Origin of the sequence: Nocardioides sp. Arc9.136 (assembly GCF_030506255.1) — a bacterium.
Classification (GTDB): Bacteria; Actinomycetota; Actinomycetes; order Propionibacteriales; family Nocardioidaceae; genus Nocardioides.
Map to the genome: position 1 here is coordinate 896,783 of NZ_CP113431.1, position 25,861 is coordinate 922,643.

A 25,861-nucleotide genomic window follows, 5' to 3' on the forward strand; every position below is an offset into this window, starting at 1 on the left:
CGGCGGTCCGCCGCTCAGACGACGGTGGTCTTCGCCGGCAGGACCTTCTTGGAGACCCGCGCGACGACGTCCTGGTAGCGGGCCCCGGTGAGCTTGCCGAACCAGTGCAGCGCGTGCGCGTCGCTGCCCACCAGGACGCGCGACTTGTCGCCGAGCACGCCGGCGATGATCACCTCGGCGGCCTTCTCCGGGGTCGTCTTGGCCAGCTTCTTGTCGAAGAACGACGCCGTCTTGGCCTGGTCCTCGCGCGAGGAGACCCGGGCGTTCCGCGCGATCGCCGTCTTGATGCCGCCGGGGTGGACGACGGTGACGCCGACGCGGTGGCCGGCGGAGAGCATCTCGATGCGCAGCGCCTCCGACATGCCGCGCACGGCGTACTTCGTCGCGTTGTAGATCGACTGGCCCGGCATCGAGACCAGCCCGAACAGCGAGGACAGGTTGACCACGTGGCCGTCGCCGGAGGCGATCAGGTGCGGCAGGAACGCCTTGGTGCCGTGCAGCACGCCCCAGAAGTTGATGCCGACGATCCACTCGATGTCGGGGTAGTCCAGGTCGACTAGGTCCCCGGCCAGCGCGACGCCGGCGTTGTTGACCACCACGTTGACCCGCCCGAACTGGTCGGCCACGGACGCGGCGTACGCCGTCATCGCGTCGCGGTCCGCGACGTCGAGGCGGTCGGTGCGGACCTCGCGGGCGCCGGCGGCGCGCGCCTGGTCGGCGGTCTCGGCCAGCCCGGCCTCGTCGACGTCCGACAGCGCGAGCAGCGACCCGCGGCGGGCGCAGTCGAGGGCGAGGGCCCGGCCGATGCCGGAGCCGGCTCCGGTGATCACGACCACCTTGTTCTCGAGCGTCTTCATGCGGGTACGTCCTCCGTCTGCTGGGGGGTGGGTGGGATGGTGCCGGTGGGTAGGGGAGCGGGCTCGCCGCGCACGGCGTACGCCGCGGCGTCGAACTCGCGGAGCGCGGCGCGGAAGCCGAACGTCGTCCGCGGCCACAGCGTCGTGTTGCGGCCGTGCTCGTCGAGGTACCAGCTCGAGCAGCCGCCGCGGTGCCACACGGTGCGCTTCATCCGTTGCTGGAGCCGGTCGTTCCAGCGCGCGGCGACGTCCTCGCGCGGCTCGAGCGCGGCGTACCGGTTGAGGCGCATGGTGCGCAGCGCCTGCCGGACGTACTGCACCTGGGACTCGATCATGAAGACCATCGAGGAGTGCCCGAGGCCGGTGTTCGGGCCGACCAGGAGGAAGAGGTTGGGGAACTCCGGCACCGTCGTGCCCTTGTACGCCGCCATGCCGGACTCCCGCCAGCGCTCGGCCAGCGTGCGGCCGCGCCGGCCGACCAGGTGCTCGGTGATCGGCAGCTCGGTGGTGTGGAAGCCGGTGGCCACGATGATGACGTCGACCTCACGCTCGGTGCCGTCGGCGGTGACGACCGAGGTGGGCGTGACCCGGGCGATCCGGTCGGTCACCAGGTCGACGTTGCCGGCCGCGAGCGCGGGGTAGTAGGCGTTGCTGATCAGCACCCGCTTGCAGCCGAGCGCGAAGTGCGGGGTGACCCTCTCCCGCAGGTCGGGGTCGCTGATGCCGCGGGCGATGTTGGCCTCGGCCAGCTTGCGGGCCGGGTACGCGATGCCCGGCTCGAGGGTGAACGCCGGCACGTAGGTCTCGCGGGCCCAGTAGACCGCCGTCCGGTAGGCCCGCTGCAGGCCGGGCATGCGGCGCAGGGCGGCGCGCTCGAGCGCGGAGTAGCGCCGGTCGTTGCGGGGGATCACCCACGGTGCGGTGCGCTGGTAGACGTCGAGGCGGGCGGCCACGCGCTGGACCTCCGGCACGATCTGGATGGCCGAGGCGCCGGTGCCGATCACCGCCACCCGCTTGCCGGCCAGGTCGACGTCGTGGTCCCAGCGGGCGGAGTGGAACAGGTGCCCGCAGAAGTCCCCGATGCCCTCGATGTCGGGGAGCTTGGGCTCCGAGAGGCCGCCGGCGCCGACGACGAGGCTGCCCGCGGACCAGGTGCCGGCGGAGGTCTGCACCGTCCACCGGGCGGTGGCGTCGTCCCAGGTGGCGTCCTCGACGCGGGTCCCGAACCGGAACCGGTCGAGGGTGCCGGACTCCCGGGCCACCCGCCGCAGGTAGGCCTGGATCTCCGGCTGCGGGGAGAACGACGAGGTCCAGTCGGGGTTCGGCGCGAAGGAGAAGGAGTAGAGCTGGCTCGGGACGTCGCAGGCGGCGCCGGGGTAGGTGTTGTCGCGCCAGGTGCCGCCGACGTCGTCGCCCTTCTCGATGACGACGAAGTCGTGCTCGCCGTCCTCCTGCAGCTTGATGGCGGCGCAGAGGCCCGCGAAGCCGGCGCCGATCACGAGGTGGTCGACGTGCCGGACCGTCGGGTCGGCCTGCTCGGCCTGCGCGGCCTGCGCGGCCGGGTCGGCTGGGTCGGTGGCGGTGGTGCTCATGCTCCCGACGCTATTGGCACTATTGAATGAGCGTCAATAGGATGGGGGTCGTGACGCCACCCACACGCACCCGCCTCGCGCCCGAGGAGCGGCGGACCCAGCTGCTCGACCTCGGCGTGCGGCTGCTGGCGACCCGGTCGCTCGACGAGCTGTCGATCGACGTGCTGGCCGAGGAGGCCGGGATCAGCCGGGGCCTGCTCTACCACTACTTCGGCGGCAAGCAGGCCTTCCACGAGGCCGTCGTCCGCCACGCCGCCGACGACCTCATCGCGCAGACCGCGCCGCCCGAGGGCGGCGAGCCGCTCGAGCGGCTGCTCGCGTCGGTCACGGCGTACGTCGACTACGTCGTCGCCAACCACGCCGGCTACCAGTCGCTGGTCAAGGCGGCCGCGAGCGGCAACGACGTGCTGCGCGAGATCTACGAGGACGCCCGCTCCGCGCTCACCGGACGGATCTTCACCGAGGACCCCTGGGGCGACGTCGTGCCCGACACCCCGGTCAACCGGCTGCTCGTCCGCGGCTGGTCGGCCATGGTCGAGGAGCTGGTCCTCGCCTGGGTGGCCGACCCCGCCGACGTGCCCCGCGAGCGGCTGCTCGAGCTCGCCGCCGTCTCCCTGCCCGCCCTCGTGGAGTCGGCCGGCTCCTGACGGGCGGCCCGGGCCCTTGCGGGCTGTAACGCGCCGTCCGCGCATCTACCGCGCCGGTGGAACGGCGCGGCAGATGGTCGGACAGCGCGTTACAAGCCGCGACTGGCCGCCTCAGGTGCCGAGCGGCCCGGAGGAGATGACGTCGGCGAGCTGGTCGAGGCCCCACTCGAGGTCCTCGCGGCTGACGACGAGCGGCGGCGCGAGGCGGATCGTGGAGCCGTGGGTGTCCTTGGCCAGCACGCCGCGGGCCATCAGCGCCTCGCAGACCTCGCGGCCGGTGCCGATGGTGGGGTCGATGTCGACGCCGGCCCACAGCCCCCGGACGCGTACGTCGACGACGCCGCGGCCGACGAGCGACTGGAGCCGCTCGCGGAGCACGACGCCGAGCTCGGTGGCCCGTGCCTGGTGCTCACCGGTGGCGAGCATCTCCACGACGGCGTGCCCGACCGCGCAGGCGAGCGGGTTGCCGCCGAAGGTGGAACCGTGCTGGCCGGGCCGGAGCACGCCGAGCACGTCGCGGTCGGCCACGACGGCCGAGACCGGGACGATGCCGCCGCCCAGGGCCTTGCCCAGGACGTAGATGTCGGGCACGACGCCCTCGTGGTCGCAGGCGAACGTCTTGCCGGTCCGGCCGAGGCCGGCCTGGATCTCGTCGGCCGCCATCAGCACGTTGGTGCGGGTGCACAGCTCGCGCAGCCCGCTGAGGAACCCCTCGGGCGGCAGCACGACGCCGCCCTCGCCCTGGATCGGCTCGACGAGCACCGCGACGGTGTCGTCGTCGATCGCGGCCTCGACCGCGGCGAGGTCGCCGTAAGGCACCTGCACGAAGCCGGGGGCGAAGGGTCCGAAGCCGTCGTGGGCGTCGGGGTCGTCGGAGAAGCCGACGATCGTGGTGGTCCGGCCGTGGAAGTTGCCGGTGAAGACGATGATCTTCGCCTGGCCCGGCGTCACGCCCTTGACCTCGTAGCCCCACTTGCGCGCGACCTTGATGGCGGTCTCGACGGCCTCGGCGCCGGTGTTCATCGGCAGCACGAGCTCCTTGCCGCACAGGTCGCCGAGCGCGGCGCAGAAGTCGGCGAACCGGTCGTGGACGAACGCGCGGCTGGTGAGCGTGAGCCGGTCGAGCTGCTCGTGCGCGACCCGGAGCAGGCCGGGGTGGCTGTGACCGAAGTTGAGCGCGGAGTAGCCGGCGAGCAGGTCGAGGTAGCGCTTGCCGTCGACGTCGGTCATCCACGCGCCCTCGGCGTGCTCGACGACCACCGGCAGGGGGTGGTAGTTGTGCGCGGTCCGCTCCTCCGCGCGCTGGAACGGCGTGCGGGCGGTCTCGGTCAGGGTGGTCATCGTGCCTCCTTCGGGTCGTGCGCCAGATTGTCAGACAATCTGACGAACGTCCGCATCGGCGGGGCCCGGGTCGTTCGGCCCGGGCCGTGGCAGGTCGACCTCGATGGTGGTGCGGCCCGGACCGCTGGCCAAACCGACGTGGCCGCCGTGGGCCCCGACGATGGCCCGGACCAGCGCCAGCCCCAGGCCCGCCCCACCCCCGGAGGAGCCGTCGCGGGAGCGGGAGGAGTCGCCGCGGGCGAACCGCTCGAACGCGGAGTCGACCAGCCCGGGAGGGAAGCCCGGACCGTCGTCGGCGACCACGAACCCGTGGTCCGTGCCGCGCACCGTCACCGTGGTCCCCGGCGGGGTGTGCTTGCGCGCGTTGGTGAGCAGGTTCGTCACGACCTGGTGCAGCCGCAGCTCGTCGCCGAGCACCTCGACCGACTCCTCGGGGAGCTCCAGGCGCCAGCGGTGGTCGGGTGCCACGACCCGCGCGTCCTCGGTGGCCTCGAGCAGCAGGCGGGTCAGGTCGACCGGCTCCCGGGCGAGCGGGCGGCCGGCGTCGAGACGGGCCAGCAGCAGGAGGTCCTCGACGAGCGCGGTCATCCGCGCCGACTCCTCCTCCACCTTGGCGAGCGCGGCCGTCCCGGTCGCCGTGTCGACGGGGTGCCGGCGGGCCAGCTCGGTGTAGCCGGCGATCGTCGCCAGCGGCGTCCGCAGCTCGTGGGAGGCGTCGGCGACGAACTGGCGCACCTGCTGCTCGCTGCGGTGCCGCTCGCGCAGCGCGGTCTCGACGTGGGACAGCAGGCTGTCCAGCGCCGCCCCCACCTGCCCGACCTCGGTGCGCTCGTCGGTGAGGTGGGCGGGGACCCGCTCGGCCAGGTCGATCTCGCCGCTGGCCAGCGGCAGGTCGGCGACGGTGTGCGCGGTCGCGGCGACCTCGCGCAGCGGCCGGAGCTGGCGGCGTACGACGAGTGCCGCCGCGCCGCCCGCCACCACGACGGCCAGCAGGCTGAGCAGCAGGCCGGTCACCAGCAGCGAGGTCACGGCGTCGTCCACGTCGTCGGTCGGCAGCCCGACCACGACGGCCACGTCGCCGACGGTGGTCGAGGCGACGCGGTAGTCGCCGATCCCTGGCAGGTCGACGTGGTCGACCCCGTCGTCGGACTCCATCAGCGCGAGGCGGTCGATGACGGCCTCGTCGACGGTCTCCCGCTCGCCCGGCCCGTCGCCGACGACGACGCCCTCGTTGCCGAGGTCGCCGCCGAGGAAGACGATGAGGGTGCCGGGCGCCTGGTTGCGGAGGTCGGGCGGAGCCGGACCGTCGCGCGGACCGGGCGGCCCCTCAAGGGTGCGGTCCAGCGCGGCGGCGACCTCGCCGTCGAGCCGGTCGAGGAGCGACTGGCGCATCACGAGGGTCGTCGCGCCCGCCATGAGCAGGGAGACGACCGCGACCAGGACGACGGCGGTCACGACCAGCCGCGCGGTCAGCGACCGCAGCCGGGTCATCAGGGGGCCGGCTTCAGCACGTAGCCCGCGCCGCGCAGGGTGTGGATCATCGGGGCGCGGCCGGCGTCGATCTTCTTGCGCAGGTAGGAGATGTAGAGCTCGACGACGTTGGCCTGGCCACCGAAGTCGTAGTTCCAGACGCGGTCGAGGATCTGGGCTTTGGACAGCACGCGGCGCGGGTTGCGCATCAGGAAGCGCAGCAGCTCGAACTCCGTGGCGGTCAGCGTGATCTCCTCGCCCCCGCGGGACACCTCGTGGCTGTCCTCGTCCAGGGTCAGGTCCCCGACGGTGAGCACCGAGGACGTCGCCGCCTGCCGGGCGCCCGCGCGTCGCACCAGGCCGCGCAGCCGGGCGACCACCTCCTCGAGCGAGAACGGCTTGGTGACGTAGTCGTCGCCGCCGGCGGTCAGCCCGGCGACCCGGTCCTCGACGGCGTCGCGGGCGGTGAGGAAGACGACCGGGAGGTCGGGAGCGGTCGCCCGCATCCGGCGCAGCACCTCCAGGCCGTCGAGGTCGGGCAGCATGATGTCGAGGACGACGGCGTCCGGGCGCTGCTCGCGGGCGGTGCTGACGGCCTTCGAGCCGGTGTGCGCCACTTCGACCTGCCACCCCTCGTAGCGCAGCGCCATCGCGACCAGCTCGGCCAGGTTGACCTCGTCGTCGACGACGAGGACGCGCAGCGGGGAGCCGTCGGGCCGGGTGAGGGCGGGGGCGGCAGCGGGGCCGGCGGGACGAGCAGCATCCATGGGACCCACCGTGCCGACGCTACCTGTGAGCCTGCTGTGAAGGGCCGCAGCGCAGGGTGTGGAGCGGATATGGCGGCAGCAGCCCGGGTATCGGGCGGCCATGAGGAACCCACGTCCCGGGGACGTCGTCGTGATCACCGGAGCCTCCAGCGGGATCGGCCGCGCCACGGCGCTCGCCGCGGCCGCCGAGGGGGCCCACCTCGTGCTGGCGGCACGGGGGGTCGGCTCGCTCGACCTCGTGGCCGCCGAGTGCGACGACGCCGGGGCCGCCTCGACGACGGTCGTGCCGACCGACGTCGGCGACGACGCCGCGGTCGCTGCCCTCGTCGAGGCGGTGCTGGCCCGCCACGGGCGCATCGACGTCTTCGTCAGCTCCGCCGGCGTGGTCGCCTACGGCCGCACCGAGGAGGTGCCGCAGGAGGTCTTCGACGGCGTGCTGCGCACCAACCTGCTGGGCGCCGCCAACGTCGCGCGCCACGTCGTGCCCGTCCTCCGCGGCCAGGACTCCGGCACACTCACGCTCGTCGGCTCGGTCATCGGCCACATCGCGGTGCCGGGGATGACGGCGTACGCGGTGAGCAAGTGGGGTGTGCGGTCGCTGGCCCGCCAGCTGAAGCTGGAGAACGCCGACAAGAAGGGCGTGACCATCTCCTACGTCGCGCCGGGCGGCGTGGACACCCCGATCTACCAGCAGGCCGCCAACTACGACGGCTTCGAGGGCCGCCCGCCGCCGCCGGTCGCCAGCCCGGAGCGCGTCGCGACGCAGGTCCTGTCCCGGATCGGCCGCGAGGGCGCCCGGGCACAGCTGCTGGTGAGCAACGAGGTGATCCGCTTCGGGTTCAGCGCGGTGCCGTTCGTGTACGACGCGATCATCGGGCCGTTCTTCCGGTACGGCGCCATCGACCGGCTCCGGCCGACCGGGCCGACCGCCGGCAACGTGCTCGCCCCGCGCCAGAGCGGCAACAAGCTGCACGGCGACCAGGGCAACGCGATCGCGGGCATCGCGCGCAACGTACTCGGCCAGCTGCGCAGGTGACCCGGTGACCGAGACCTACGACGCCGTCGTCATCGGGGCCGGCCCCAACGGGCTGGTCGCCGCCAACCACCTGCTCGACCAGGGCTGGTCGGTCCTCGTCCTCGAGGCGCAGCCGGACGTGGGCGGGGCGGTCCGCAGCGACCGCGAGCTGCACCCCGACTACGTCCACGACACCTTCAGCGCGTTCTACCCGTTGGCGGCCGGGTCCCCGACGATCCGGTCCTTCCACCTCGAGGAGCACGGCCTGCGCTGGGTGCACAGCCCGGCGGTGCTCGGCCACTGCCTGCCCTCGGGGGAGTGGGCGACGCTGCACCGCGACCGCACGGTCACCGCGTCGCTGATGGACGCCCAGCACCCCGGCGACGGCGACGCCTGGCTCCGGCTCTGCGACACCTGGGACACCATCGGCGACCAGGTGGTCGGCGCGCTGCTGACCCCCTTCCCGCCCGTGCGGCCCGCGGTCGGCGCGCTCGCCCGCCTGCCCAAGGTCGGCGGCCTCTCGTTCGTGCGCGAGATGCTCACGCCGGTCATCGACATCGGTCGGCACCGCTTCGGCGGGTTCGCCCCGCGCATCCTGCTGGCCGGCAACGCCGGCCACTCCGACATCCCGCTGAGCGCGCCGGGGTCGGGCCTGATGGGCATCCTGCTGACGATGCTGGGGCAGACCGTCGGCTACCCGGTCCCCGAGGGCGGCGCCGGCATGCTCACCCAGGCGATGGCCACGCGGGTCCGTGCGCTCGGCGGCACCATCCGCTGCGACGCCGAGGTGGTCAAGGTCGAGGTCGAGAGCGGCCGGGCGGTCGCCGTACGCACCCACGACGGCGAGCGGTACGCCGCGCAGCACGCGGTCGTCGCCGACGTCGCGGCGCCGCACCTCTACGGCGGGCTCGTCGCCGCCGAGGACCTCCCCGCCAGCACGATGCGCAAGATGGAGTCCTTCGAGATGGACCCCGGCACCGTGAAGGTCGACTGGGCGCTGGACGGCCCGGTGCCGTGGAAGACCGAGCCGCCGCACGCGCCGGGCACCTTCCACGTCGCGGACTCCGTCGAGCAGATGGCCGAGGCGCTGCACCACGTCAACAGCCGCACCGTCCCGGCCCGGCCGTTCATGCTGGCCGGCCAGATGACCACCGCCGACCCGACCCGCTCCCCGGCGGGCACGGAGTCGCTGTGGGCCTACACGCACGTGCCGCAGGACATCGCCCGCGACCTCGGCGAGGACCCGGTGCGCGGCACCTGGGACCGCGACGACTGCGAGCGGTTCGCCGACCGGATGCAGGCCCGGATCGAGGAGCTCGCGCCCGGGTTCGGCGACAAGGTCGTCGGCCGGCGCGTCCTCGGCCCCCGGGAGATGCAGGCACGCGACGCCAACCTGATCGGGGGTGCGCTCAACGGCGGCACCTCCCAGCTGCACCAGGAGCTGGTCTTCCGCCCCGTGCCGGGCCTGGGCCGCTCCGAGACGCCGGTCAAGGGGCTCTACCTCGGCTCGGCCTCGGCCCACCCCGGTGGCGGCGTGCACGGGGCCTGCGGCATGAACGCCGCCCGCGCCGCCGTCGTCCACCGCCGGGTCCGCCGGGTGGTCCGCGGCCGCTGACCGGCGTACGCCTCCGCCACGACCACGGGGTCGTGTGCCCCTCGCCGCGCCGCAGCGCGTCGGGAGGCACACGACCCTGTTCGTCGTGGGTGGTGCCGCGGAGGTCAGCCCTCGGTCAGGCCGGTCTCGTCGCCGGAGCCGGCCTCGGCGGCCAGGCCGTCGCCGTCGGCCTGCTCGTCGAGCTGCTCCTGGACCTCGGCGATCTCCTGCTGCTCGGGGTTGCGCTGGTCGCCGGTCTCGTTGCTGCTCTCGCTCATCTGGTCCTCCTGGGGTGGTCGGGGTGGACGCACGAAGCGGCGGTGCCCCGCAGGGCACCGCCGCTCGCGTGTCGGGGTGGGTTCAGCCCTGGGCGTCGGACTTGACCGACTCCGCAGAGGACTGACCCTCCTCCTTGACCTTCTGGGCCGACTCGGTCGCCGACTGCTTGACCTCCTGGGCCGCCTGGGCGGCCTGGTCCTTCACGTCGGCGGCGAGCGACTGGCCGGCGCCGCGGGCCTCCTCGATGAGGGGCTGGCCCTTCTCCTTGGCCGTCTCGATGGTCTGGTGGGCGAGGTCGGCCTCGGCCTTGCTCGCCGGGATCAGCGAGGCGATGACCAGGCCGGCACCGAAGGCGACGAGGCCGGCCGCGAGCGGCGAGCCCTGCACCTGGGAGCTCGCCGTGCCGACCGCCGAGGAGGCGGCGCCGCGGACGTCGGGGGCCGACATGCCCGAGGTGCTCGGCATGGAGTCGCCGGCGCTGCTGGCCTTGTCCTTGACGGTGTCGCGGACGTCGGTCGCGGTGCCCATGATCCGGTCACGGACGCCGAGCACCTTGCTGCGCGCGGCCTCCTTGCGCCGCTCCACGATCGCGGAGGGGCTCACCCGGTCCTGCAACGCGTCGAGGTCACCGGCCATGCGGGCCCGGGTGTCCTCGATCTGGCTGTTCAGCTCTTCTGTGCTCTGGCCCATTGGGCGTCCTCCTTCAGGGTCTGCTGCGTCTGCGGCAGCTGGGGGTTGCTCTCCTTGAGGGCCTTGCGGCCGGTCAGCGCCAGGACACCGGCGACGATCGCCCACACCGCCGTGGCGATGAGAGCGGCGACCTCGATGGGCATCCAGTTGTCGAGCAGGAACACCAGGGTCAGGGTGAGGAAGAGGAGCGTGAAGTAACCGGCGAGGCCGGCACCGCCGAGCAGGCCGGCACCCTTGCCGGCCTTGGCGAACTCCTCCTTCATCTCGACCTTGGCCAGGTCCATCTCCTGCTTGATCAGGGTCGTCAGGTCGTTGGTGACGTCGCTGACGATCTCGCCGAGGCTGCGGCCGTCGGCCGGCTGGCCGGGTTCACGGCCCTCCACCGGCGTGGAGCCGCTCGGCTGACCCTTGGGCTGGGCGCCCGGGTCGTGCAGCGGCTGGTGAGTGGGTTGGGTCACCGCAGGTCCTCCGAGCTCAGGCCGCCACCGCTGTAGCCGGTCTCGTTGCCGGACAGCTCGTCACGGGGCGGCTGGGTGGGCTGGCCCGGGGTCGAGGTCGGCATCGGCGGGTTGGTGGTGGCGGTGCCGACCGGCTCGGTCGACGTCGTGCCGGTCACCCCCACGTCGGTGCCCAGGGAGCCCGTGCCGGTCGACAGGGGAGCGACCGGGGTGGTGGGCGTGCTGCCGTAGGTCGGCGTGGTGCCGTAGGTCGGCGTGCTGGGTGCGGCGGCGGCGCCGGCGATGCCGTCACCGGCCCCGCGGACCAGCCGGCCGGCGACCACACCGGCCGCGAGGGCGCCGAGCAGGAAGGTGCCCGGACGCTGCCGCGCGAAGCGGCGTACGTCGTCGAGCAGCTCGGTCGGCTCGCGTCCGTCGAGACGGCTGCCGAACGAACGGACCTGCTGGGCCGCCTGGCGGGTGAGGTCGGTGGCGAGACCGCCCGGGGCCTGCTCGGCCATCCCGTCGAGGTCGTCACCGAGGGTGCTGAGGGTGGTGACCAGCCGGTCGCGCTGGGTGCGCGCCTGGTCCTGGGCCTGGGTGGTGACCTGGCCGAGCGTGTCGTTCACGACGTTGCGGGCCTGCTCGGCCGCCTGGCCGGCGACCTGCTTCGCCTCGCCCGCCGCGGTCCCGGCGACGTGGCGCCCCTCCTCGGCGGCGGTCGACGCGGCCTGCTGGGCACGATCGGTCGCGCTGGTGTCGGTCGTCATCTGTGTCCTCCCGGATGGGGTTGGTGTGCCCCGTTCCGGTGACCCTCGCGCGCCGATTCATCCTCACCCCTGGGTAGGAGCACAGCGCGCGCACAGGCTGCCGGCCCAGCCTGGGGGCCATGAAGGAGAACGTGGAGAAGAACGTGGAGAAGGACGTGGACGAGAACCCGCCGGAGACTCCCGTGGAGGAGACCCGACGCGGACGCGGGGCGGCGGCCCGCGCACGACTGCGGGCGCTGGGCCGGCGCACCGTGGGCACGTGGGTCCTGGTCGTCGTCGCCCTCGCCGCGCTCCTCGTGGGTGGTGCCGGCGGGGCGCTGGTGCACGCGGCCGTCGACGACGGCGGTCGGCACGGTCGCCCGGACCTCGCGGACGTGCGCGAGCACGGGCCCGACCGCGGTGACCGCGACGCCCCGGGCGGGCCGCCGCCCGGTGCACCGGAGGGGACGGCACCGGAGGAGGACGTGCAGCCCGACGCCGTGCCGGACGGCACCAGCGGCGACGCCACCTGACCCGGTCGCGGGGGCCTCAGCCCAGGCGGCGCAGCCGCGGCCAGAGGTCGGACCAGCCGCCGAGGGGGCCCCGGCAGACCAGCACGGGACGGTCCTGCTCGTCGTTGTCGAGGCCCACGCCGTTGTCGACCAGCGCCACCTGCTCCGTCGACGCGCACCAGTCCTCGACGCGCGCGGCCGGCCAGCCGACGACCACCGCCGTCGCGTCGTCGTCGGCCGGCGGCCCGAGGTCCCACAGCGAGTTGTGCCCGCTGTGCACCGGGACCTCGGGCAGCCAGCGGGCGACCGCGCCGGCCTCGCCGTAGTTCCCGGTCACCACGACCGCGCCGGGGCCCGCGGCGTCCAGGCCCGCCTCGACGGCGTCGACGAACGCCGGCCAGCCGACGGTCTCGCCGGCGTCGTAGTTCACCGCGACCACCGGGGTCCCGGCCAGCCGGTCGGCCGGCAGGACCGGCAGGAAGAGCACCGCCCCCACGACCGCCCCGAGCACCGTCCCCGCCACCAGGGCGGTGCGTCGCACCCGCGCCCGGCCGCGACCGACCCACGCCGCGACCGCGACCGCGCCGGCGCCGACGAGGGGCGCGTACGCCGCCGCGAGGTAGTACGCCTTGCCGCCGGTCACGGTCACGACGACGGCCAGCACGCCCCACGACACGAGCAGGAACCGCCGGTCGCGCAGGTGCGGCGACCGGGCGAGACGCACCGCGCCGACGACGACGAGCACCACGCCGACCGGCGGCCCGACCAGGCCCGGTTGCGTCGCCCACAGCTCGACCAGCCCGGTGCTCGTGCCGGAGCCGCCTGCGGCGATCGCCTCGGCCAGCTCCAGCTGCGGCCACCCGTGGGCCCGCTGCCAGAGCAGGTTCGGGGCCCACAGGGCCAGGGCGACCAGCCCGCCGGCGTACAGGTGCACCGAGCGGAAGGGGTGTCGCGGCCCGGCCACCAGGAGGCCGACCACCAACGACGCCGCGAGGAGCAGCGGCAGCGACTTGACCTGCAGGCCGACCCCGAGCAGCAGGCCGGCCGCCCACCACCAGCGCGGGTCCTCGAGCGCGCGCAGCACCACCAGCACGAGGGCCACCTGGACGAGGAGGTCGTACGTCGAGGTCGACACGAGGTGCCCGACCGCGAGGGTGACCGGGGCGAGCCCCATCATCACCGCCGCCAGCACCTGCGCCCCCGTTCCGCCGCCCAGCCGGCGGGCGAGCAGCCCGGTGAGCCAGGCGACCGCACCCGCGGCGAGCGCGGACGGGAGCCGGAAGAGCCACAGCCGGCCGCCGGTCACCGCGTCCCACGCGTGGGCGAGCACAGGGACGAGCGGCGGCTGGTCGACGTACCCCCAGTCGGGGTGACCGCCGGCGAGGACGAAGTACAGCTCGTCGCGGTGCGGCCCGTAGCGGTCGGCGGTGAGCAGCAGGAGCGCGGCGACGCCGGCCGCGACGAGCGCGAGGTGACGGGTCGCCGGACCCGGCAGGTCCACGGCTCGCGCTGGGGGCACGGCGCGACCCTAGGCCGACCGGCGGCCCGCTGTCGTGGGTTCCCGGAGCCGGGTCAGGCGCCCAGCAGGTCCCGCACGGCGAGCGAGGCGAAGACCATCGCGGACCCGAGCGGCGCCCCGGGTCCGGGGTAGACGCTGCCGAAGAGGGAGGCGGCGGAGTTGCCCGTGGCGTACAGGCCGGGCACCGGCGAGCCGTCCTCGCGCAGCACCCGGGCGGCGGCGTCGGTGACCAGGCCGCCCTTGGTGCCGAGGTCGGAGAGGACCACCCGGGCGGCGAGGTACGGCGGCCGGTCGCACGCCGTCAGCGCCTTGTTGGGACCGGTGCCGCCGGCGAAGAACGTGTCGTACTCGTCCTCCCCGCGGCCGAAGTCCTCATCGACCCCGGACTCGCAGAAGCCGTTGAAGCGCGCGACCGTCGCGGTCAGCGCGTCGACGGGGAGGCCGGTCGCCTCCGCCAGGCCCTCGAGGGTGTCCGCGCGGACCCACGTCCCCGCGGCGAAGTGCGCGTCGTGGTCGCCCTCGGGGATCGCGATCGCCGGCAGCCTGCCGTCCTCGCGGGAGTCGAAGACGAACCACGACGGGATGCGCTCGGGGGCCTCGGCCATGACCCGGCCGAACCGGTCGTAGGGCAGGCACTCGTTGCCGTAGCGGTGGCCGGTCTGGTCGACGATGAGCCCGCTGCGGAACCCGAGCGTGAACGCGCCGGTGCCGTCGGGCTGCTCGAGCCCGGGGCAGAACCAGCCGAGGCCCGAGTAGTCGCTCGCGGCGCCGATCGACTCGGCCGCGGCGATCGGCTCGCCGGTGTTGGTGCCGGCCGGCGCCATCGTCCACGCGGCGGATCCCGGCACGCCGTGCTCCTCCCGGGCCGCGGCGTTGCCCTCGAAGCCGCCGGCCGCCAGGAGCACGCCGCGGCGCGCCCGGATCTGCACCGGCCCCTCGGGGCTCATGCCGACCACGCCGACGACGCGCCCGGTGCCCTGCTCGCCGTCGGTCAGCAGCCCGGTCACGGGCAGGCCGGTGGACACCGCACCACCCTCGCGGACGAGCATCGCCGCCAGCCGCGCGACGAGGGCCTGGCCGCCGGTCAGTGTGCGGCGGCCGGGCTGGCCCGCGCGGTCGCGCTCGACGGGAGGCCGCACCCACGCCGCGACCTGCTCGGGGAGGTCGTCGCGGCGGATGCCGGACGGTTGGATCGAGCGGCCCGACGGCACCCGGCCGGGGGCGTCGTAGTACTCCGCGAACGGGGTCCACTCGAACTCCATGAGCTCGTCGGACTCCAGCTCCGCGACCAGCTCCGGGGCGTGGGCGAGGAACGCCTCGACCCGGTCCTGGTCGGGGTCCTCGAGGATCGCGCCGAGGTAGGCCCGCGCGCCGTCGGTGGAGTCGGGCAGGCCGGCGCGCTGCTGCACGTCGCTGCCGGGCAGCCAGCAGGCGCCGCCGGAGTACGCCGAGGTCCCGCCGAGGAAGCCGGTCTTCTCGACCACGACGACCGAGAGGCCGGCGCGCGCCGCCAGGACCGCCCCGGTCAGGGCGCCACCGCCCGACCCGACCACGACGACGTCGTACTCCTGGCTGTCCTGGCTGTCCTCACCGGTGCCGATCACCGGGCGATCGTCGCGGTAGAACGTGTTCTACGCAACGGGTCGTCCCACCCGCCTGGCGATCTCGGGTGCGGGGGCCACCACCGGGCTGGGATGATGGAGCGGTTGTGGAGATCACCTACCCGCCGGAGCTGCCGGTCACCCAGCGCCGCGACGACATCGCGGCCGCGATCCGGGACCACCAGGTTGTGATCGTGGCCGGCGAGACCGGTTCCGGCAAGACCACCCAGCTGCCCAAGATCTGCCTCGAGCTCGGCCGGGGCCGCGGCCCCGGCGAGGGCGGCGGGCTCATCGGGCACACCCAACCGCGGCGGATCGCCGCCCGGTCGGTCGCCGAGCGCATCGCCGGCGAGCTCGGCACCGAGCTCGGCGGGCCCGAGAGCCCGGTGGGCTACCAGGTGCGGTTCACCGACCGGACCTCGAAGGCGACCCGGGTCAAGCTGATGACCGACGGCATCCTGCTCGCCGAGCTGCAGCGCGACCGGATGCTGCGCAGGTACGACACGATCATCATCGACGAGGCGCACGAGCGCAGCCTCAACATCGACTTCCTGCTCGGCTACCTCAAGCGGCTGCTGCCCCGGCGCCCCGACCTCAAGCTGGTCATCACCAGCGCCACCATCGACCCCGAGCGGTTCGCCGAGCACTTCTCCGACGGCCGCGGGCGACCCGCACCGATCATCGAGGTCTCGGGCCGCACCTACCCGGTCGAGGTCCGCTACCGGCCGCTGCTGGAGCTGCCGGAGAACGACGACGAGGGCGAGCCGATCGTCCGCGACCAGACCGAGGCGGTCGTCGACGCGGTCAAGGAGCTCTCCGCCGAGGGACCCGGCGACATCCTGGTGTTCCTCCCCGGGGAGCGGGAGATCCGCGACACCGCCGACGCGCTCTCCGAGCTCACCGGCTCCACCCGCGGCGGCGGCACCGAGGTCGTCCCCCTCTACAGCCGGCTCTCCGCCGCCGAGCAGCACCGCGTCTTCGCGCCGCACACCGGCCGCCGGGTCGTCCTGGCCACCAACGTCGCGGAGACCTCGCTGACCGTCCCGGGGATCCGGTACGTCGTCGACACCGGCGTCGCGCGGATCTCGCGCTACTCCCTGCGCACCAAGGTCCAGCGGCTGCCCATCGAGCCGATCAGCCAGGCCTCGGCCAACCAGCGCTCCGGCCGCTGCGGCCGCGTCGCCGCCGGCATCGCGATCCGGCTGTACTCCGAGGAGGACTTCACCGGGCGCCCGGAGTTCACCGACCCCGAGATCCTGCGGACCAACCTGGCCAGCGTCATCCTCCAGATGGCGAGCCTCGGCCTCGGCGACCTCGGCCGGTTCCCGTTCGTCGAGCCGCCGGACCGCCGCAACATCACCGCCGGCGTGCAGCTGCTCGAGGAGCTCGGCGCCCTGGCCGTGCAGGCCGGCACCGAGGACGAGGGCCGGGCCGGCCAGCGGCTGACCCGGCTCGGCCGCCGCCTGGCCCGGCTGCCCATCGACCCGCGCCTGGCGCGGATGGTCCTGGAGGCCGAGCGGCTCGGCTGCGTGCGCGAGGTGGTCGTGATCGCGGCCGCGCTGTCGCTGCAGGACCCGCGCGAACGGCCCGGCCCCGACCACCCCGCCGAGCAGGCCCGGGCCGACCAGCTGCACGCCCGGTTCAAGGTCGAGGGCAGCGACTTCCTCACCTGGCTCGAGCTGTGGCGCTACCTCAAGCAGCAGCAGAAGGACCTCAGCAGCAGCGCTTTCCGTCGGCTGTGTCGTGCCGAGCACCTCAACTACCTGCGCGTCCGCGAGTGGCAGGACTTCGAGTCCCAGCTGCGGCAGGTGTGCAAGGAGATGAAGATCGACGTGGGCCATCCTGCCGACGTCCCCGACGCCGACGGGATCCACCAGGCGCTGCTCTCCGGCCTGCTCTCCCACATCGGCCTGCTCGAGGAGCGGGACAAGAAGGAGAAGGCGGGGGAGCGCCGGCGGGGTCCGCGCGAGTACCTCGGCGCCCGCGGCGCGCGGTTCGCGATCTTCCCCGGCAGCGGGCTGGCGCGGAAGAACCCGACGTACCTCATGGCCGGCGAGCTCGTCGAGACCAGCCGGCTGTGGGCCCGGCAGAACGCCGCGATCAAGCCCGAGTGGGCCGAGCGGCTGGCCGGCGACCTGGTCAAGCGCACCTGGAGCGAGCCGCACTGGAGCAAGAAGCGCGCGGCCGTCATGGCCTACGAGCGGGCGACGCTGTACGGCGTGCCGCTGGTCGCCGACCGGCTGGTGTCCTACGGCAAGGTCGACCCGGTCGTCTCCCGCGAGCTGTTCATCCGGCACGCGCTCGTGCAGGGCGAGTGGCACACCCGGCACCGGTTCCTGGCCGAGAACAAGCGGCTGCTCGAGGAGGCCGAGGAGCTCGAGCACCGCGCCCGGCGCCGCGACATCGTCGTCGACGAGGAGACGCTGTTCGACTTCTACGACGCCCGCGTGGGCGCCGAGGTCGTCAGCGGCGCGCACTTCGACCAGTGGTGGAAGCGGGAGCGGCAGGGGCGCCCCGAGCTGCTGACGTTCGACCCCTCGATGCTGACCCACGACACCGCCGAGGAGGTCCGCGAGGCCGACTACCCGCAGGAGTGGCAGGCCGAGGGCCTCACCTTTCCGATCAGCTACCACTTCGAGCCGGGCACGGTGGAGGACGGCCTCACCATCGACGTGCCGGTCGCGACGCTGAACCGGGTCGCGGCCGAGGACTTCTCCTGGAACGTGCCGGGCCTGCGCGAGGAGCTGGTCACCGAGCTGATCCGCAGCCTGCCGAAGAACCTGCGGGTCAGCTTCGTCCCGGCACCCAACAAGGCGCGGGAGTTCCTCGCCGCGGTGCCGCCGGGGGAGGAGCCGCTGCTCGACGCGCTCGAGCGGTGGTGCCGCTCCACGACCGGCGTGGTCGTGCCGCGGGAGGCGTGGGACTGGTCCAAGGTCCCCGAGCACCTGCGGCCGACGTACCGCGTCGTCGACGAGCAGGGTCGTGAGCAGGCCCGGGGCAAGGACCTCGAGGCGCTCAAGGCCCCGCTCCGGCCGCGGTTCCGCCGGGCGCTGGAGGAGGTCGCCACCGAGAGCGGGCTGACCCGCACCGGCGCCACGACGTGGGACTTCGGGACGGTGGACGCCTCGTTCACCCAGAAGCGCGCCGGCCACGAGGTCAAGGCCCATCCCGCGCTCGTCGACGAGGGGTCGACGGTCGGCCTCCAGGTCTTCGGGTCCGCCGACGAGCAGGAGGCCCGGCACCGCCTCGGCGTCGTCCGGCTGCTGCTCCTCGACACGCCCTCGCCGGTCAAGGCGGTCCTGGACTCCCTCACCAACCACGAGAAGCTCGCGCTGGCCGGCTCGCCGTACCCGTCGGTCGGTGCGCTGCTCGAGGACTGCCGTCGCGCGGTCGTGGTGGACCTGGTCGATGCCCGGCCCACGGTGCGCGACCGCGCGGCGTACGACGCGCTCCGCACGCTGGCGGCCGCCGACCAGGAGGCGCGGCTGCGCGCCGTGGTGGCCGACGTGATCCGCGTGCTCGACCTGTGGCGCCAGGCCGACAAGGCGCTGAGCGGCCGCGCGGAGATGACGATGCTGCCCGCGCTGTCGGACCTCAAGGCACAGCTCGCGCGGCTGGTGCACCCCGGCTTCGTCGGCGAGGCCGGGGCCGCCCAGCTGCGGTCCTACCCCCGTTACCTGCAGGCGCTGCTGCAGCGGCGGACCCGCCTCGACGAGGGCTGGGCCGCGGTCGACCGCGACCGGCGCCTGATGGACCAGGTCGCGGACCTGCAGGACGCCTGGCAGCACGCCACCGACGCGCTGGCGCCGGGACGTCCGCCGGGCGCCGCGCTGCGCCAGGTCCGGTGGATGCTCGAGGAGTACCGCGTCTCCCTGTGGGCCCAGCAGCTGGGCACCGCCACCCCGGTCAGCGACCAGCGCATCCGCAAGGCGCTGCAGCAGGCCAGCGGCTCGGGCCCGGCCGGTGGCTCGGGCGGGCGGGCGTAGCCTCGGGCGGGTGAGCCGAGAGCACCACCGACCGATGACGCCCGGCGCCGGGTTCTTCGCGGAGATCGTCGGAGGCACCGACCCCGCGCTGGTCACCGAGGCCGCCGACCGCGCCGCCCAGCTGCTCGTCCGCGGGGCGCGGGCCAGCGGCGACGCCGCGGTGGCCGAGCGGCTGCTCCACCTCGCCGACACCGAGGGCATCGAGACGATCGCGGAGGTGTGGTCCGGCGCGCCGGCGGAGTCCCTCGCGGGCTCGCTGTGGCGGCTCTACCTGCTGCGCTCCTGGGTGCACGCCGAGCCGGTCGCCGTGGCCCGGCAGTACGACGCCGGGCGGGTGCGCGCGCAGGTGGCGCGGGTCGTGGCCGGCGTCGCCGACCCGCCCGGACCCGAGCAGCTGAAGACCATGGTCGACGAGGTGCTGCGCGGCATCGTCACGAGCGACTTCGCCGACGTCCTGCTGCGCGCCGCGGCGTTCGCCCGGGTCGTCGCCACCGGCCGCGCCCACCTGCCGGAGTCCGACGAGGCGTCGGTCCAGCGGATGCTCGTGATGGCCGAGCAGCTCGAGGCGGCCGGTCACCTCGAGCTGGCCCACCGGCTCCAGTAGGTCGTTACAATGGACATCGAGCACGTCGGACCGCGGCAGCCCCGGGTCCCACAATTAGCCGCCACGAGCGGCCACGCGCCGTGAGGCGCTCCCGGTCCGGCGTGCTCACCACTCTCGGTCGCAGGCTGCGCCGCCCGCGCGCCCGGTCCTCCTACGCGCCGCAGGCCGACGGTCGCCCCGATCCCGGCGAGGTCGTCTGGGCGTGGGTCCCCTACGAGGACGACCCGCGACAGGGCAAGGACCGCCCGGTGCTGGTGATCGCGCGCGTCCAGGCGCCGGAGGGCGAGCGGCTGCTCGCGCTGATGCTGACCAGCAAGGACCACGACCGCGACGCCGCCGACGAAGCTCGCTGGGGCCGGCACTGGATGGACGTCGGGTCCGGCGGCTGGGACCGCGAGCGGCGGCCCAGCGAGGTGCGCCTGGACCGGCTGCTCCAGCTCGACCCGGCCTCGGTACGCCGCGAGGGCGCCGCGCTGGACCGGGGCACGTTCGACGCGGTCGTGGCCGCGGCCGCGCCGTACCTCAGCCGCGGAAGGTCGCCGCGATCCGGCGCACGGCCTGGCGCGCCGGGTTCCGCCCCGAGGGCCACCGGGCCTCGTCGGTGGCGACCTCGACGACGCTGAGCCAGCTGCCCTTGCGCACCAGGCCGAAGCCGGTGGCGCGACCGCCGTCGCCCTTGCGGGGCCCGTACGACGCCGGGTAGACCGAGCCGGTCCCGGTCGACACCGGTACGTCGCGCACCTCGCCCACGACCGTGCGCGGGTGCTGGAGCCGCTCGGCGCAGTCGGCACGCCAGGCCAGGAGCACCTCGGCCGCGCGCCACGCGGACGCCCCGTCGGGGAAGCGGCCGACCACCTGCGTGGCGGTCGTCGAGCCGTCGGCGGTGACGAAGCGGCGCTCGACGGTGCGCAGGGCGCCGATGTCGAACAGCGAGGCCTTCTGGCAGGCGCCCACGGGCTCGTCGCCCTCGGCCTCGGCGGTCGAGGCCCAGGGGAGGTCCTCGGCCAGCGTCGGCATCCGCGCGGCGTCGAGCAGGTGCGACCCGACCGGTCGGGCGAGCAGCTGCTGGGGCGGGAGCGGTGCCAGGGTCCGGTTCGGACGGCGGGAGGGCTTCGACCCGCCGGTCGGGGCGGGGCTCGTCGGGGTGGCCGACGGCTGCGGGCTGGCCGACGCGGTCGGCGACACCGGTGCGGTGCTGCTCGGGGCCGGCGCCGGCGAGGCGGCCGGGTCGTCGCCACCGCACGCGGTCGCGCCCAGCGTGAGCGTGAGGAGGGCGGGCAGGAGCAGTGCTCGGGGACGTCGGACCACGCTGCATCGTAGGCAGCGGTGGAGGTCGGTAGGGTGACGGCGCGCCCCGGGACGCCGGGGCGCGTGGTGTGACGTGGGCCGCTGTGGCGGTCGGGAGCGAGGAGGGCTGCCGTGAGGCTGCGACGGGGACGGCGGACAGCCCTGGCGGCGCTCGCGATGGTGCTCAGCACGGGTGCGGTCGCCTGCACCGGCGACGGTGGCGAGGAGCCCGCGCCGGAGCCGACGCGCAGGGCGGCGCCCACCCAGCTGCTGTTCGGCGTCTGGGGCAGCGACGAGGAGGTCGCGGCGTACCAGGCGATGGTCGACACCTACAACGCCGAGGCCGACGACAGCCAGGTCGAGCTGCGCAGCTGGCCGGACCGGGCCGCGCTGGAGGACGCCCTGGAGGCCGGCGGCAAGGTCCCCGACGTCTTCCTGGCCTCGCGACGCGACCTGAAGTGGCTGGTCGACGAGGGGCTGACCCAGCCCGTCGACGAGCTGCTCGACGAGCGCGGCACCGCCTTCGGCGACAACTACTCCCGCGACGCGCTCACGGCGTTCTCCGCCGACGCGCGCCTGCAGTGCATGCCGTACGGCATCTCCCCGATGGTCGTCTTCTACAACACCGAGCTCGTCGACTTCGAGCGGATGCGCAACCGCGACCTGCCGGCGCCGAGCAGCCCGGAGGACGAGCGCTGGTCCTTCGAGGAGTTCGTCGCCTCCGCGGACTTCTCCACCCGGCCGCGGCTGCGCACGCGCGGGGTGCACGTCGACCCGACGCTGGCCGGTCTCGCGCCGTTCGTCTACAGCGGCGGCGGCGAGGTCTTCGACGACCAGACCGACCCCACCTCGACGGCCTTCGCCAGCGAGGGCAGCCGCGAGGCGCTCACCCGCACCCTCGAGCTGCTGCGCAACCCCCAGCTCACGCTCACCGAGAAGCAGCTGCAGCGCGCGACGCCGCAGGAGTGGTTCGAGCGGGGCCGGCTCGGGATGATGACCGGCTTCCGGTCGATGGTGCCCGAGCTCCGGAAGGTCCCGGGCCTGCAGTTCGACGTGATGCCCATCCCGACGCTCGGCACCTACGCCACCGTCGGTGACATCACCGGGCTCTGCCTGTCCAGCTCCGCGGCGAGCACCGCCGAGGGCGCCGACTTCCTGGTCCACGCGACCTCGACCGAGTCCGTGACCCGGGTCGTCCGGGCCGGCTACCTCGTGCCGGCCAACCTCGAGGTCGCCTACTCCGACGACTTCCTCCAGCCCGACCGCCAGCCCTCGCACGGAGCGGTCTTCACCGACTCGATCCGGGCGCTGCGGCTGCCGCCGCTGCTCGACACCTGGGACGAGCTCGAGGCCGCGCTCGAGGGCGACCTGCGCTCGCTCGTCACCGCCGCCCCCGAGCTGGACCTCGAGGCGGTCACCGAGCAGATCGACCTGGACTCCCGGACCGTGCTCGACCCCGAGTCGCTGGAGTCGGAGTCGCCGTCGGACGGCGCCTCGGACGACGCCTCCGACGAGGAGAGCCCGGACGAGGAGTAGCCGCCGCCCCGGGGAGGTCCTCGGGGAGCGGCTCGGCTCGGTGCTCGGCTGGTGCCCGGCTGGTGCTCGGCTCGGCCGGTCAGGCCGGCGCGGTCACCCGTCGACCAGGGGGTCCGTCCCCGCGACGGCCTCGGGCGCCGGTGCGGCGGCGCGGGTGTCGGCGTCGAGGATCGCGCGGGTGAGGACCGGCGCGGCCAGGGAGACCTGCCACGAGCGGGCGCCGTACCCCTGCAGCACGCCGGCGACGGCGTCGAGCAGCTCACCGGGCTCGCGCGTGGCGGGCGGCGTCCACAGGGTGCGGCGCAGGTAGTCGGGGGTCAGCAGGTTCTCCACGGGGAGCCCGTGCTCCTCGGCGAGGGCGGTCATCGCCTCGCGGGCCAGCTGCAGCCGGACCGCTGCGACCGGGTCCTTCTCGGCCCAGGCGCGGGGGAGCGGCGGGCCGTCGCCGCGCGGGGCGCGCGCGGGCAGGTCGGCCTCGTCCATCTCGGCCACCTCGCGCAGGGCCGCCACCCACCGGGTGGCGTACCGCTCGGCGCCGCGGCCGTGGAAGCCCTTGGTCGCCAGCAGCGCGGTCCGGTCCTGCGGCATCGCGGTCGCGGCCGCGACGATCGCGGAGTCAGGGACGATCCGGCCGGGCGTCACGTCGCGCTGCTCGGCGAGCTGGTCGCGCAGCTCCCACAGTGCGCGCACCGCGCCGAGCGACCGCCGTCCGCGGACCCGGTGCAGGCCCGACGTACGACGCCAGGCGTCGACGCGGGGGACGACCTCGAAGCTGCGCAGGTGGTCGAACTCCTGCCGGGCCCACTCGTCCTTGCCCTGCTCGACCAGCTCGACGGCCAGCGCGTCGCGGAGCTCGACGAGCACCTCGACGTCGAGCGCGGCGTACTCCAGCCACGGCTGGGGGAGCGGGCGGGTCGACCAGTCGACCGCGGAGTGCTCCTTCTTCATGCCGAACCCGAGCACCGTCTCGACCAGCGTCGCCAGGCCCACCCGGGGGTAGCCGAGCAGCCGCCCGGCCAGCTCGGTGTCGAACAGCGCGGTCGGGGTCAGGCCGATCTCGGCGAGGCACGGGAGGTCCTGGGTGGCCGCGTGCAGGATCCACTCGGTGCCCTCGAGCGCCTCCTGCAGCGGGGCGAGGTCGTCGAAGGCGATCGGGTCGACCAGCGCGGTGCCGGCGCCCTCGCGGCGCAGCTGCACGAGGTAGGCGCGGTTGGAGTAGCGGTAGCCCGAGGCCCGCTCGGCGTCGATCGCGACCGGCCCGGTCCCGGCGGCCATCGCGGCGCAGACCTCGGCCAGCGCCGCGGCGCTGGCGACCACGGGCGGCAGCCCGTCGCGCAGCGTCAGCAGGGGCGGGGGCTCGGGCTGCGGCTCGGGCGTCCCCTGCGGCTGGTCCGCCTCGAGGGCGGGATCGTGCTCGGGGGACGGCGGCTCGGGTGTCTCGTCGACCATCAGCGACCCGAGCCCCGCTGGCCGCGACGGCTCGGCATCACGCTGACGCCTTCGGGCACCGGCGGCAGCCCGACGGCGGTGCAGAGCAGCTCGCCCCACGCCTCCACGTGCGGTGCGACGTCGAGCGGGGTGCCGGGGGCGGCGCCCTGCGGGACCAGCGGCGTCCAGGACGCGCGCACCTCCAGCTGGGCCGTGCCGCCCTCGTCGGCCATGCCGCCGAAGCTCTCGGTCGCGACGCGGGTCACGGTCCCCGAGGCCATGGCGTACGTCGCGCCGTGCGCCTCGAGGGCCTCGGTCAGCCACGACCAGCCGACCTCGGCGAGCATGGGGTCGCTCACCATGTCGACCTCGATCTCGGCGCGGGCGTAGGCCACGCAGCGGAACGTGCCGTCCCACGCGTCGTTGCCGTCCGGGTCGTGCAGCAGGATGATCCGGCCGGTCCCGACGTCGGTGCCCTCGACGGTGACGTCGGCGCTCAGCGCGGCGGCGTACGGCGCGATCCGCTGGGGCGCCGGCATCTCCTCGCAGAACACCTCCGGGCGCAGGCGTGCGCCGTGCATGCTCGACACCGCGTCCCGGAACTCCGGGGGGCTCGCCGCCGCACCCGTGCCCGGGTGCGTCTCCTGACGCACGACCATGGGGCCACAGTAGGTCGCGGGCGCTCGAACCGATGTGCGAACACGCCGGAGCGGGTGGGAGGCTTGTCGCCGTGAGCACCACGAACGACACCCCCGGCGACCGTCACCCCGGACTCGCCGACAGCGCCTTCCTCAAGGCCGCCCGCGGGGAGGCGGTGCCGCACACGCCCGTGTGGTTCATGCGGCAGGCCGGCCGGTCGCTGCCGGAGTACCTCCGCGTCCGCGAGGGCGTCGGCATGCTCGAGTCCTGCATGGACCCCGACCTGGTCACCGAGATCACCCTGCAGCCGGTCCGGCGGTACGGCGTGGACGCGGCCATCTTCTTCTCCGACATCGTGCTGCCGCTCAAGGCGGTCGGCGTCGACCTCGACATCAAGCCGGGCGTCGGGCCGGTCGTCGCCTCCCCGGTGCGGACGCTCGCCGACGTCGAGGCGATCCCCGACCTCACCCCCGACCAGGTGCCCTTCATCACCGCCGCGGTGCGGTCGCTGGTCGGCGAGCTGGGGGCCACCCCGCTGATCGGCTTCGCCGGCGCGCCGTTCACGGTCGCCTCCTACCTCGTCGAGGGTGGTCCGTCGAAGGAGCACGCGAGGACGAAGGCGATGATGTTCAGCGCCCCGGACGTCTGGGACGCGCTGATGCGCAAGATCGCCGGCATCGCCGCGGCGTACCTCGCGGTGCAGGTCGAGGCCGGCGCCTCCGCCGTCCAGCTCTTCGACTCCTGGGCCGGGGCGCTCACGCCGGCCGACTACGCCGAGCACGTCATGCCGCACTCGGCCCGCGTGCTCGCCGCGGCCGGGCAGCTCGGCGTGCCGCGGATCCACTTCGGGGTCGGCACCTCGAACCTGCTCACGCTGATGGGGGAGGCCGGGGCCGACGTCGTCGGTGTCGACTGGCGCACGCCGCTGAGCTCCGCCATCCCGCTCGTCGGCGACCGCGGGGTCCAGGGCAACCTCGACCCCACCCTCGTCTTCGCCCCCACCGACGTGATGACCGCGCGGGCGGCGGAGGTCATCGAGGCCGGGCGCGCCGCGAAGGGCCACATCTTCAACCTCGGCCACGGGGTCATCCCCTCCACCGACCCCGACCAGCTCAAGCGGCTGACCGAGTTCGTGCAGTCCTACCCGCTCTGAGCGTCCTCCCGCCCGCGGTGGTGGGCGGCGAGCGCCGGGTCGCGTCGCGCCTCGGGATGACGGTTCATCAAGGTATGCGGACGACCTCGCACCTTCCCCGGTGAGCTCCAGCAGGGAACCGGTGGTCCACCTGCATCCCTTGATGAAGCGACGGCCGG

23 protein-coding genes are annotated in these 25,861 nt (G+C 74.5%); 9 read left to right on the plus strand and 14 right to left on the minus strand.

The window, feature by feature from the left end:
• Nucleotides 1–14 precede the first annotated feature (14 nt).
• Nucleotides 15–857: an SDR family oxidoreductase gene (locus tag OSR43_RS04270; RefSeq protein WP_302269804.1), complete on the minus strand. Its 843-nt coding sequence runs from the start codon at nt 855–857 to the stop codon at nt 15–17.
• Nucleotides 854–2,449, minus strand: a complete 1,596-nt coding sequence (locus OSR43_RS04275; protein ID WP_302269805.1) for an NAD(P)/FAD-dependent oxidoreductase — start codon at nt 2,447–2,449, stop codon at nt 854–856. Before OSR43_RS04275 ends, OSR43_RS04270 begins: the two co-directional genes overlap by 4 nt.
• Before the next feature lie 41 nt (nt 2,450–2,490).
• Here OSR43_RS04275 and OSR43_RS04280 point away from each other — a divergent pair, with 41 nt between their 5' ends.
• Complete coding sequence (locus OSR43_RS04280) at nt 2,491–3,096, plus strand: TetR/AcrR family transcriptional regulator (RefSeq protein ID WP_302269806.1); 606 nt, start codon at nt 2,491–2,493, stop codon at nt 3,094–3,096.
• A gap of 111 nt (nt 3,097–3,207) precedes the next feature.
• On the opposite strand, the gene rocD is transcribed toward OSR43_RS04280, so the two are convergent.
• Genes rocD through OSR43_RS04295 form a run of 3 tightly spaced genes read right to left on the minus strand, consistent with a single transcriptional unit; the run spans nt 3,208 to nt 6,674 of the window.
• Entirely contained in the window at nt 3,208–4,437 is a 1,230-nt protein-coding gene (gene rocD, locus OSR43_RS04285; RefSeq protein ID WP_302269807.1) for an ornithine--oxo-acid transaminase, read from the minus strand.
• Between the two features lie 30 nt (nt 4,438–4,467).
• Nucleotides 4,468–5,928: a HAMP domain-containing sensor histidine kinase gene (locus tag OSR43_RS04290; protein WP_302269808.1), complete on the minus strand. Its 1,461-nt coding sequence runs from the start codon at nt 5,926–5,928 to the stop codon at nt 4,468–4,470.
• Nucleotides 5,928–6,674: a response regulator transcription factor gene (locus OSR43_RS04295; protein ID WP_302269809.1), complete on the minus strand. Its 747-nt coding sequence runs from the start codon at nt 6,672–6,674 to the stop codon at nt 5,928–5,930. Before OSR43_RS04295 ends, OSR43_RS04290 begins: the two co-directional genes overlap by 1 nt.
• A 100-nt stretch (nt 6,675–6,774) precedes the next feature.
• On the opposite strand from OSR43_RS04295, the gene OSR43_RS04300 reads away from it, so the two are divergent.
• Both OSR43_RS04300 and OSR43_RS04305 read left to right on the plus strand, forming a co-directional pair.
• Nucleotides 6,775–7,710 (plus strand): SDR family oxidoreductase, encoded by a 936-nt coding sequence (locus tag OSR43_RS04300; protein WP_302269810.1) that lies wholly within the window; start codon nt 6,775–6,777, stop codon nt 7,708–7,710.
• A 4-nt stretch (nt 7,711–7,714) separates the two neighbouring features.
• The gene (locus tag OSR43_RS04305) at nt 7,715–9,304 is read left to right on the plus strand and encodes an NAD(P)/FAD-dependent oxidoreductase (RefSeq protein WP_302269811.1); all 1,590 of its coding nucleotides are present in this window, start codon (nt 7,715–7,717) and stop codon (nt 9,302–9,304) included.
• Between the two features lie 104 nt (nt 9,305–9,408).
• Here the strand turns inward: OSR43_RS04305 and OSR43_RS04310 are convergent, their stop codons facing one another.
• The 4 genes from OSR43_RS04310 to OSR43_RS04325 all read right to left on the minus strand — a co-directional run bounded on the left by OSR43_RS04310 (nt 9,409) and on the right by OSR43_RS04325 (nt 11,459).
• Nucleotides 9,409–9,561: a hypothetical protein gene (locus OSR43_RS04310; protein ID WP_302269812.1), complete on the minus strand. Its 153-nt coding sequence runs from the start codon at nt 9,559–9,561 to the stop codon at nt 9,409–9,411.
• 82 nt (nt 9,562–9,643) lie between these two features.
• On the minus strand, nt 9,644–10,252 hold the full coding sequence (locus OSR43_RS04315; protein WP_302269813.1) for a DUF3618 domain-containing protein: 609 nt from the start codon (nt 10,250–10,252) through the stop codon (nt 9,644–9,646).
• A complete protein-coding gene (locus OSR43_RS04320) occupies nt 10,228–10,710 on the minus strand; it encodes a phage holin family protein (protein WP_302269814.1) in 483 nt (160 codons plus the stop codon). Before OSR43_RS04320 ends, OSR43_RS04315 begins: the two co-directional genes overlap by 25 nt.
• Nucleotides 10,707–11,459 carry a hypothetical protein gene (locus OSR43_RS04325; protein WP_302269815.1) on the minus strand — a complete coding sequence of 251 codons (753 nt, stop codon included), beginning with the start codon at nt 11,457–11,459 and terminating at the stop codon, nt 10,707–10,709. Before OSR43_RS04325 ends, OSR43_RS04320 begins: the two co-directional genes overlap by 4 nt.
• Before the next feature lie 119 nt (nt 11,460–11,578).
• Here OSR43_RS04325 and OSR43_RS04330 point away from each other — a divergent pair, with 119 nt between their 5' ends.
• Nucleotides 11,579–11,971: a hypothetical protein gene (locus tag OSR43_RS04330; RefSeq protein ID WP_302269816.1), complete on the plus strand. Its 393-nt coding sequence runs from the start codon at nt 11,579–11,581 to the stop codon at nt 11,969–11,971.
• A 16-nt stretch (nt 11,972–11,987) separates the two neighbouring features.
• On the opposite strand, the gene OSR43_RS04335 is transcribed toward OSR43_RS04330, so the two are convergent.
• Nucleotides 11,988–13,469, minus strand: coding sequence for a glycosyltransferase family 39 protein (locus OSR43_RS04335; RefSeq protein WP_302269817.1), 1,482 nt, complete (start codon nt 13,467–13,469; stop codon nt 11,988–11,990).
• A 53-nt stretch (nt 13,470–13,522) separates the two neighbouring features.
• Nucleotides 13,523–15,073 carry an FAD-dependent oxidoreductase gene (locus tag OSR43_RS04340; RefSeq protein WP_302269818.1) on the minus strand — a complete coding sequence of 517 codons (1,551 nt, stop codon included), beginning with the start codon at nt 15,071–15,073 and terminating at the stop codon, nt 13,523–13,525.
• Between the two features lie 104 nt (nt 15,074–15,177).
• Here OSR43_RS04340 and hrpA point away from each other — a divergent pair, with 104 nt between their 5' ends.
• The 3 genes from hrpA (at nt 15,178) to OSR43_RS04355 (ending at nt 20,283) form a co-directional block, all read left to right on the plus strand.
• A complete protein-coding gene (gene hrpA, locus OSR43_RS04345) occupies nt 15,178–19,056 on the plus strand; it encodes an ATP-dependent RNA helicase HrpA (RefSeq protein WP_302269819.1) in 3,879 nt (1,292 codons plus the stop codon).
• Nucleotides 19,057–19,066: 10 nt separating this feature from the next.
• Nucleotides 19,067–19,660, plus strand: a complete 594-nt coding sequence (locus OSR43_RS04350) for a hypothetical protein (RefSeq protein WP_302269821.1) — start codon at nt 19,067–19,069, stop codon at nt 19,658–19,660.
• Between the two features lie 80 nt (nt 19,661–19,740).
• A complete protein-coding gene (locus OSR43_RS04355; protein WP_302269822.1) occupies nt 19,741–20,283 on the plus strand; it encodes a type II toxin-antitoxin system PemK/MazF family toxin in 543 nt (180 codons plus the stop codon).
• Here OSR43_RS04355 and OSR43_RS04360 read toward each other — a convergent pair.
• The gene (locus OSR43_RS04360) at nt 20,183–20,968 is read right to left on the minus strand and encodes a hypothetical protein (RefSeq protein WP_302269824.1); all 786 of its coding nucleotides are present in this window, start codon (nt 20,966–20,968) and stop codon (nt 20,183–20,185) included. The genes OSR43_RS04355 and OSR43_RS04360 overlap by 101 nt on opposite strands.
• 111 nt (nt 20,969–21,079) lie before the next feature.
• On the opposite strand from OSR43_RS04360, the gene OSR43_RS04365 reads away from it, so the two are divergent.
• The gene (locus tag OSR43_RS04365; protein ID WP_302269825.1) at nt 21,080–22,483 is read left to right on the plus strand and encodes an extracellular solute-binding protein; all 1,404 of its coding nucleotides are present in this window, start codon (nt 21,080–21,082) and stop codon (nt 22,481–22,483) included.
• A gap of 93 nt (nt 22,484–22,576) precedes the next feature.
• On the opposite strand, the gene OSR43_RS04370 is transcribed toward OSR43_RS04365, so the two are convergent.
• Together OSR43_RS04370 and OSR43_RS04375 are read right to left on the minus strand one after the other, a co-directional pair.
• Nucleotides 22,577–23,932 carry a ribonuclease D gene (locus tag OSR43_RS04370; RefSeq protein ID WP_302269827.1) on the minus strand — a complete coding sequence of 452 codons (1,356 nt, stop codon included), beginning with the start codon at nt 23,930–23,932 and terminating at the stop codon, nt 22,577–22,579.
• Nucleotides 23,932–24,570 carry a DUF3000 domain-containing protein gene (locus OSR43_RS04375; RefSeq protein WP_302269829.1) on the minus strand — a complete coding sequence of 213 codons (639 nt, stop codon included), beginning with the start codon at nt 24,568–24,570 and terminating at the stop codon, nt 23,932–23,934. Before OSR43_RS04375 ends, OSR43_RS04370 begins: the two co-directional genes overlap by 1 nt.
• 71 nt (nt 24,571–24,641) lie before the next feature.
• Here OSR43_RS04375 and hemE point away from each other — a divergent pair, with 71 nt between their 5' ends.
• Entirely contained in the window at nt 24,642–25,703 is a 1,062-nt protein-coding gene (gene hemE, locus OSR43_RS04380) for a uroporphyrinogen decarboxylase (protein ID WP_302269830.1), read from the plus strand.
• The last annotated feature ends 158 nt before the right edge of the window (nt 25,704–25,861 follow it).

Bases quoted from the DNA above. Each gene is read 5' to 3' on its own strand.
- OSR43_RS04270 (WP_302269804.1), bottom strand. From the start codon at position 857: ATGAAGACGCTCGAGAACAAGGTGGTCGTGATCACCGGAGCCGGCTCC.
- OSR43_RS04275 (WP_302269805.1), bottom strand. From the start codon at position 2,449: ATGAGCACCACCGCCACCGACCCAGCCGACCCGGCCGCGCAGGCCGCG.
- OSR43_RS04280 (WP_302269806.1), top strand. From the start codon at position 2,491: ATGGGGGTCGTGACGCCACCCACACGCACCCGCCTCGCGCCCGAGGAG.
- rocD (WP_302269807.1), bottom strand. From the start codon at position 4,437: ATGACCACCCTGACCGAGACCGCCCGCACGCCGTTCCAGCGCGCGGAG.
- OSR43_RS04290 (WP_302269808.1), bottom strand. From the start codon at position 5,928: ATGACCCGGCTGCGGTCGCTGACCGCGCGGCTGGTCGTGACCGCCGTC.
- OSR43_RS04295 (WP_302269809.1), bottom strand. From the start codon at position 6,674: ATGGATGCTGCTCGTCCCGCCGGCCCCGCTGCCGCCCCCGCCCTCACC.
- OSR43_RS04300 (WP_302269810.1), top strand. From the start codon at position 6,775: ATGAGGAACCCACGTCCCGGGGACGTCGTCGTGATCACCGGAGCCTCC.
- OSR43_RS04310 (WP_302269812.1), bottom strand. From the start codon at position 9,561: ATGAGCGAGAGCAGCAACGAGACCGGCGACCAGCGCAACCCCGAGCAG.
- OSR43_RS04315 (WP_302269813.1), bottom strand. From the start codon at position 10,252: ATGGGCCAGAGCACAGAAGAGCTGAACAGCCAGATCGAGGACACCCGG.
- OSR43_RS04325 (WP_302269815.1), bottom strand. From the start codon at position 11,459: ATGACGACCGACACCAGCGCGACCGATCGTGCCCAGCAGGCCGCGTCG.
- OSR43_RS04330 (WP_302269816.1), top strand. From the start codon at position 11,579: ATGAAGGAGAACGTGGAGAAGAACGTGGAGAAGGACGTGGACGAGAAC.
- OSR43_RS04370 (WP_302269827.1), bottom strand. From the start codon at position 23,932: ATGGTCGACGAGACACCCGAGCCGCCGTCCCCCGAGCACGATCCCGCC.
- OSR43_RS04375 (WP_302269829.1), bottom strand. From the start codon at position 24,570: ATGGTCGTGCGTCAGGAGACGCACCCGGGCACGGGTGCGGCGGCGAGC.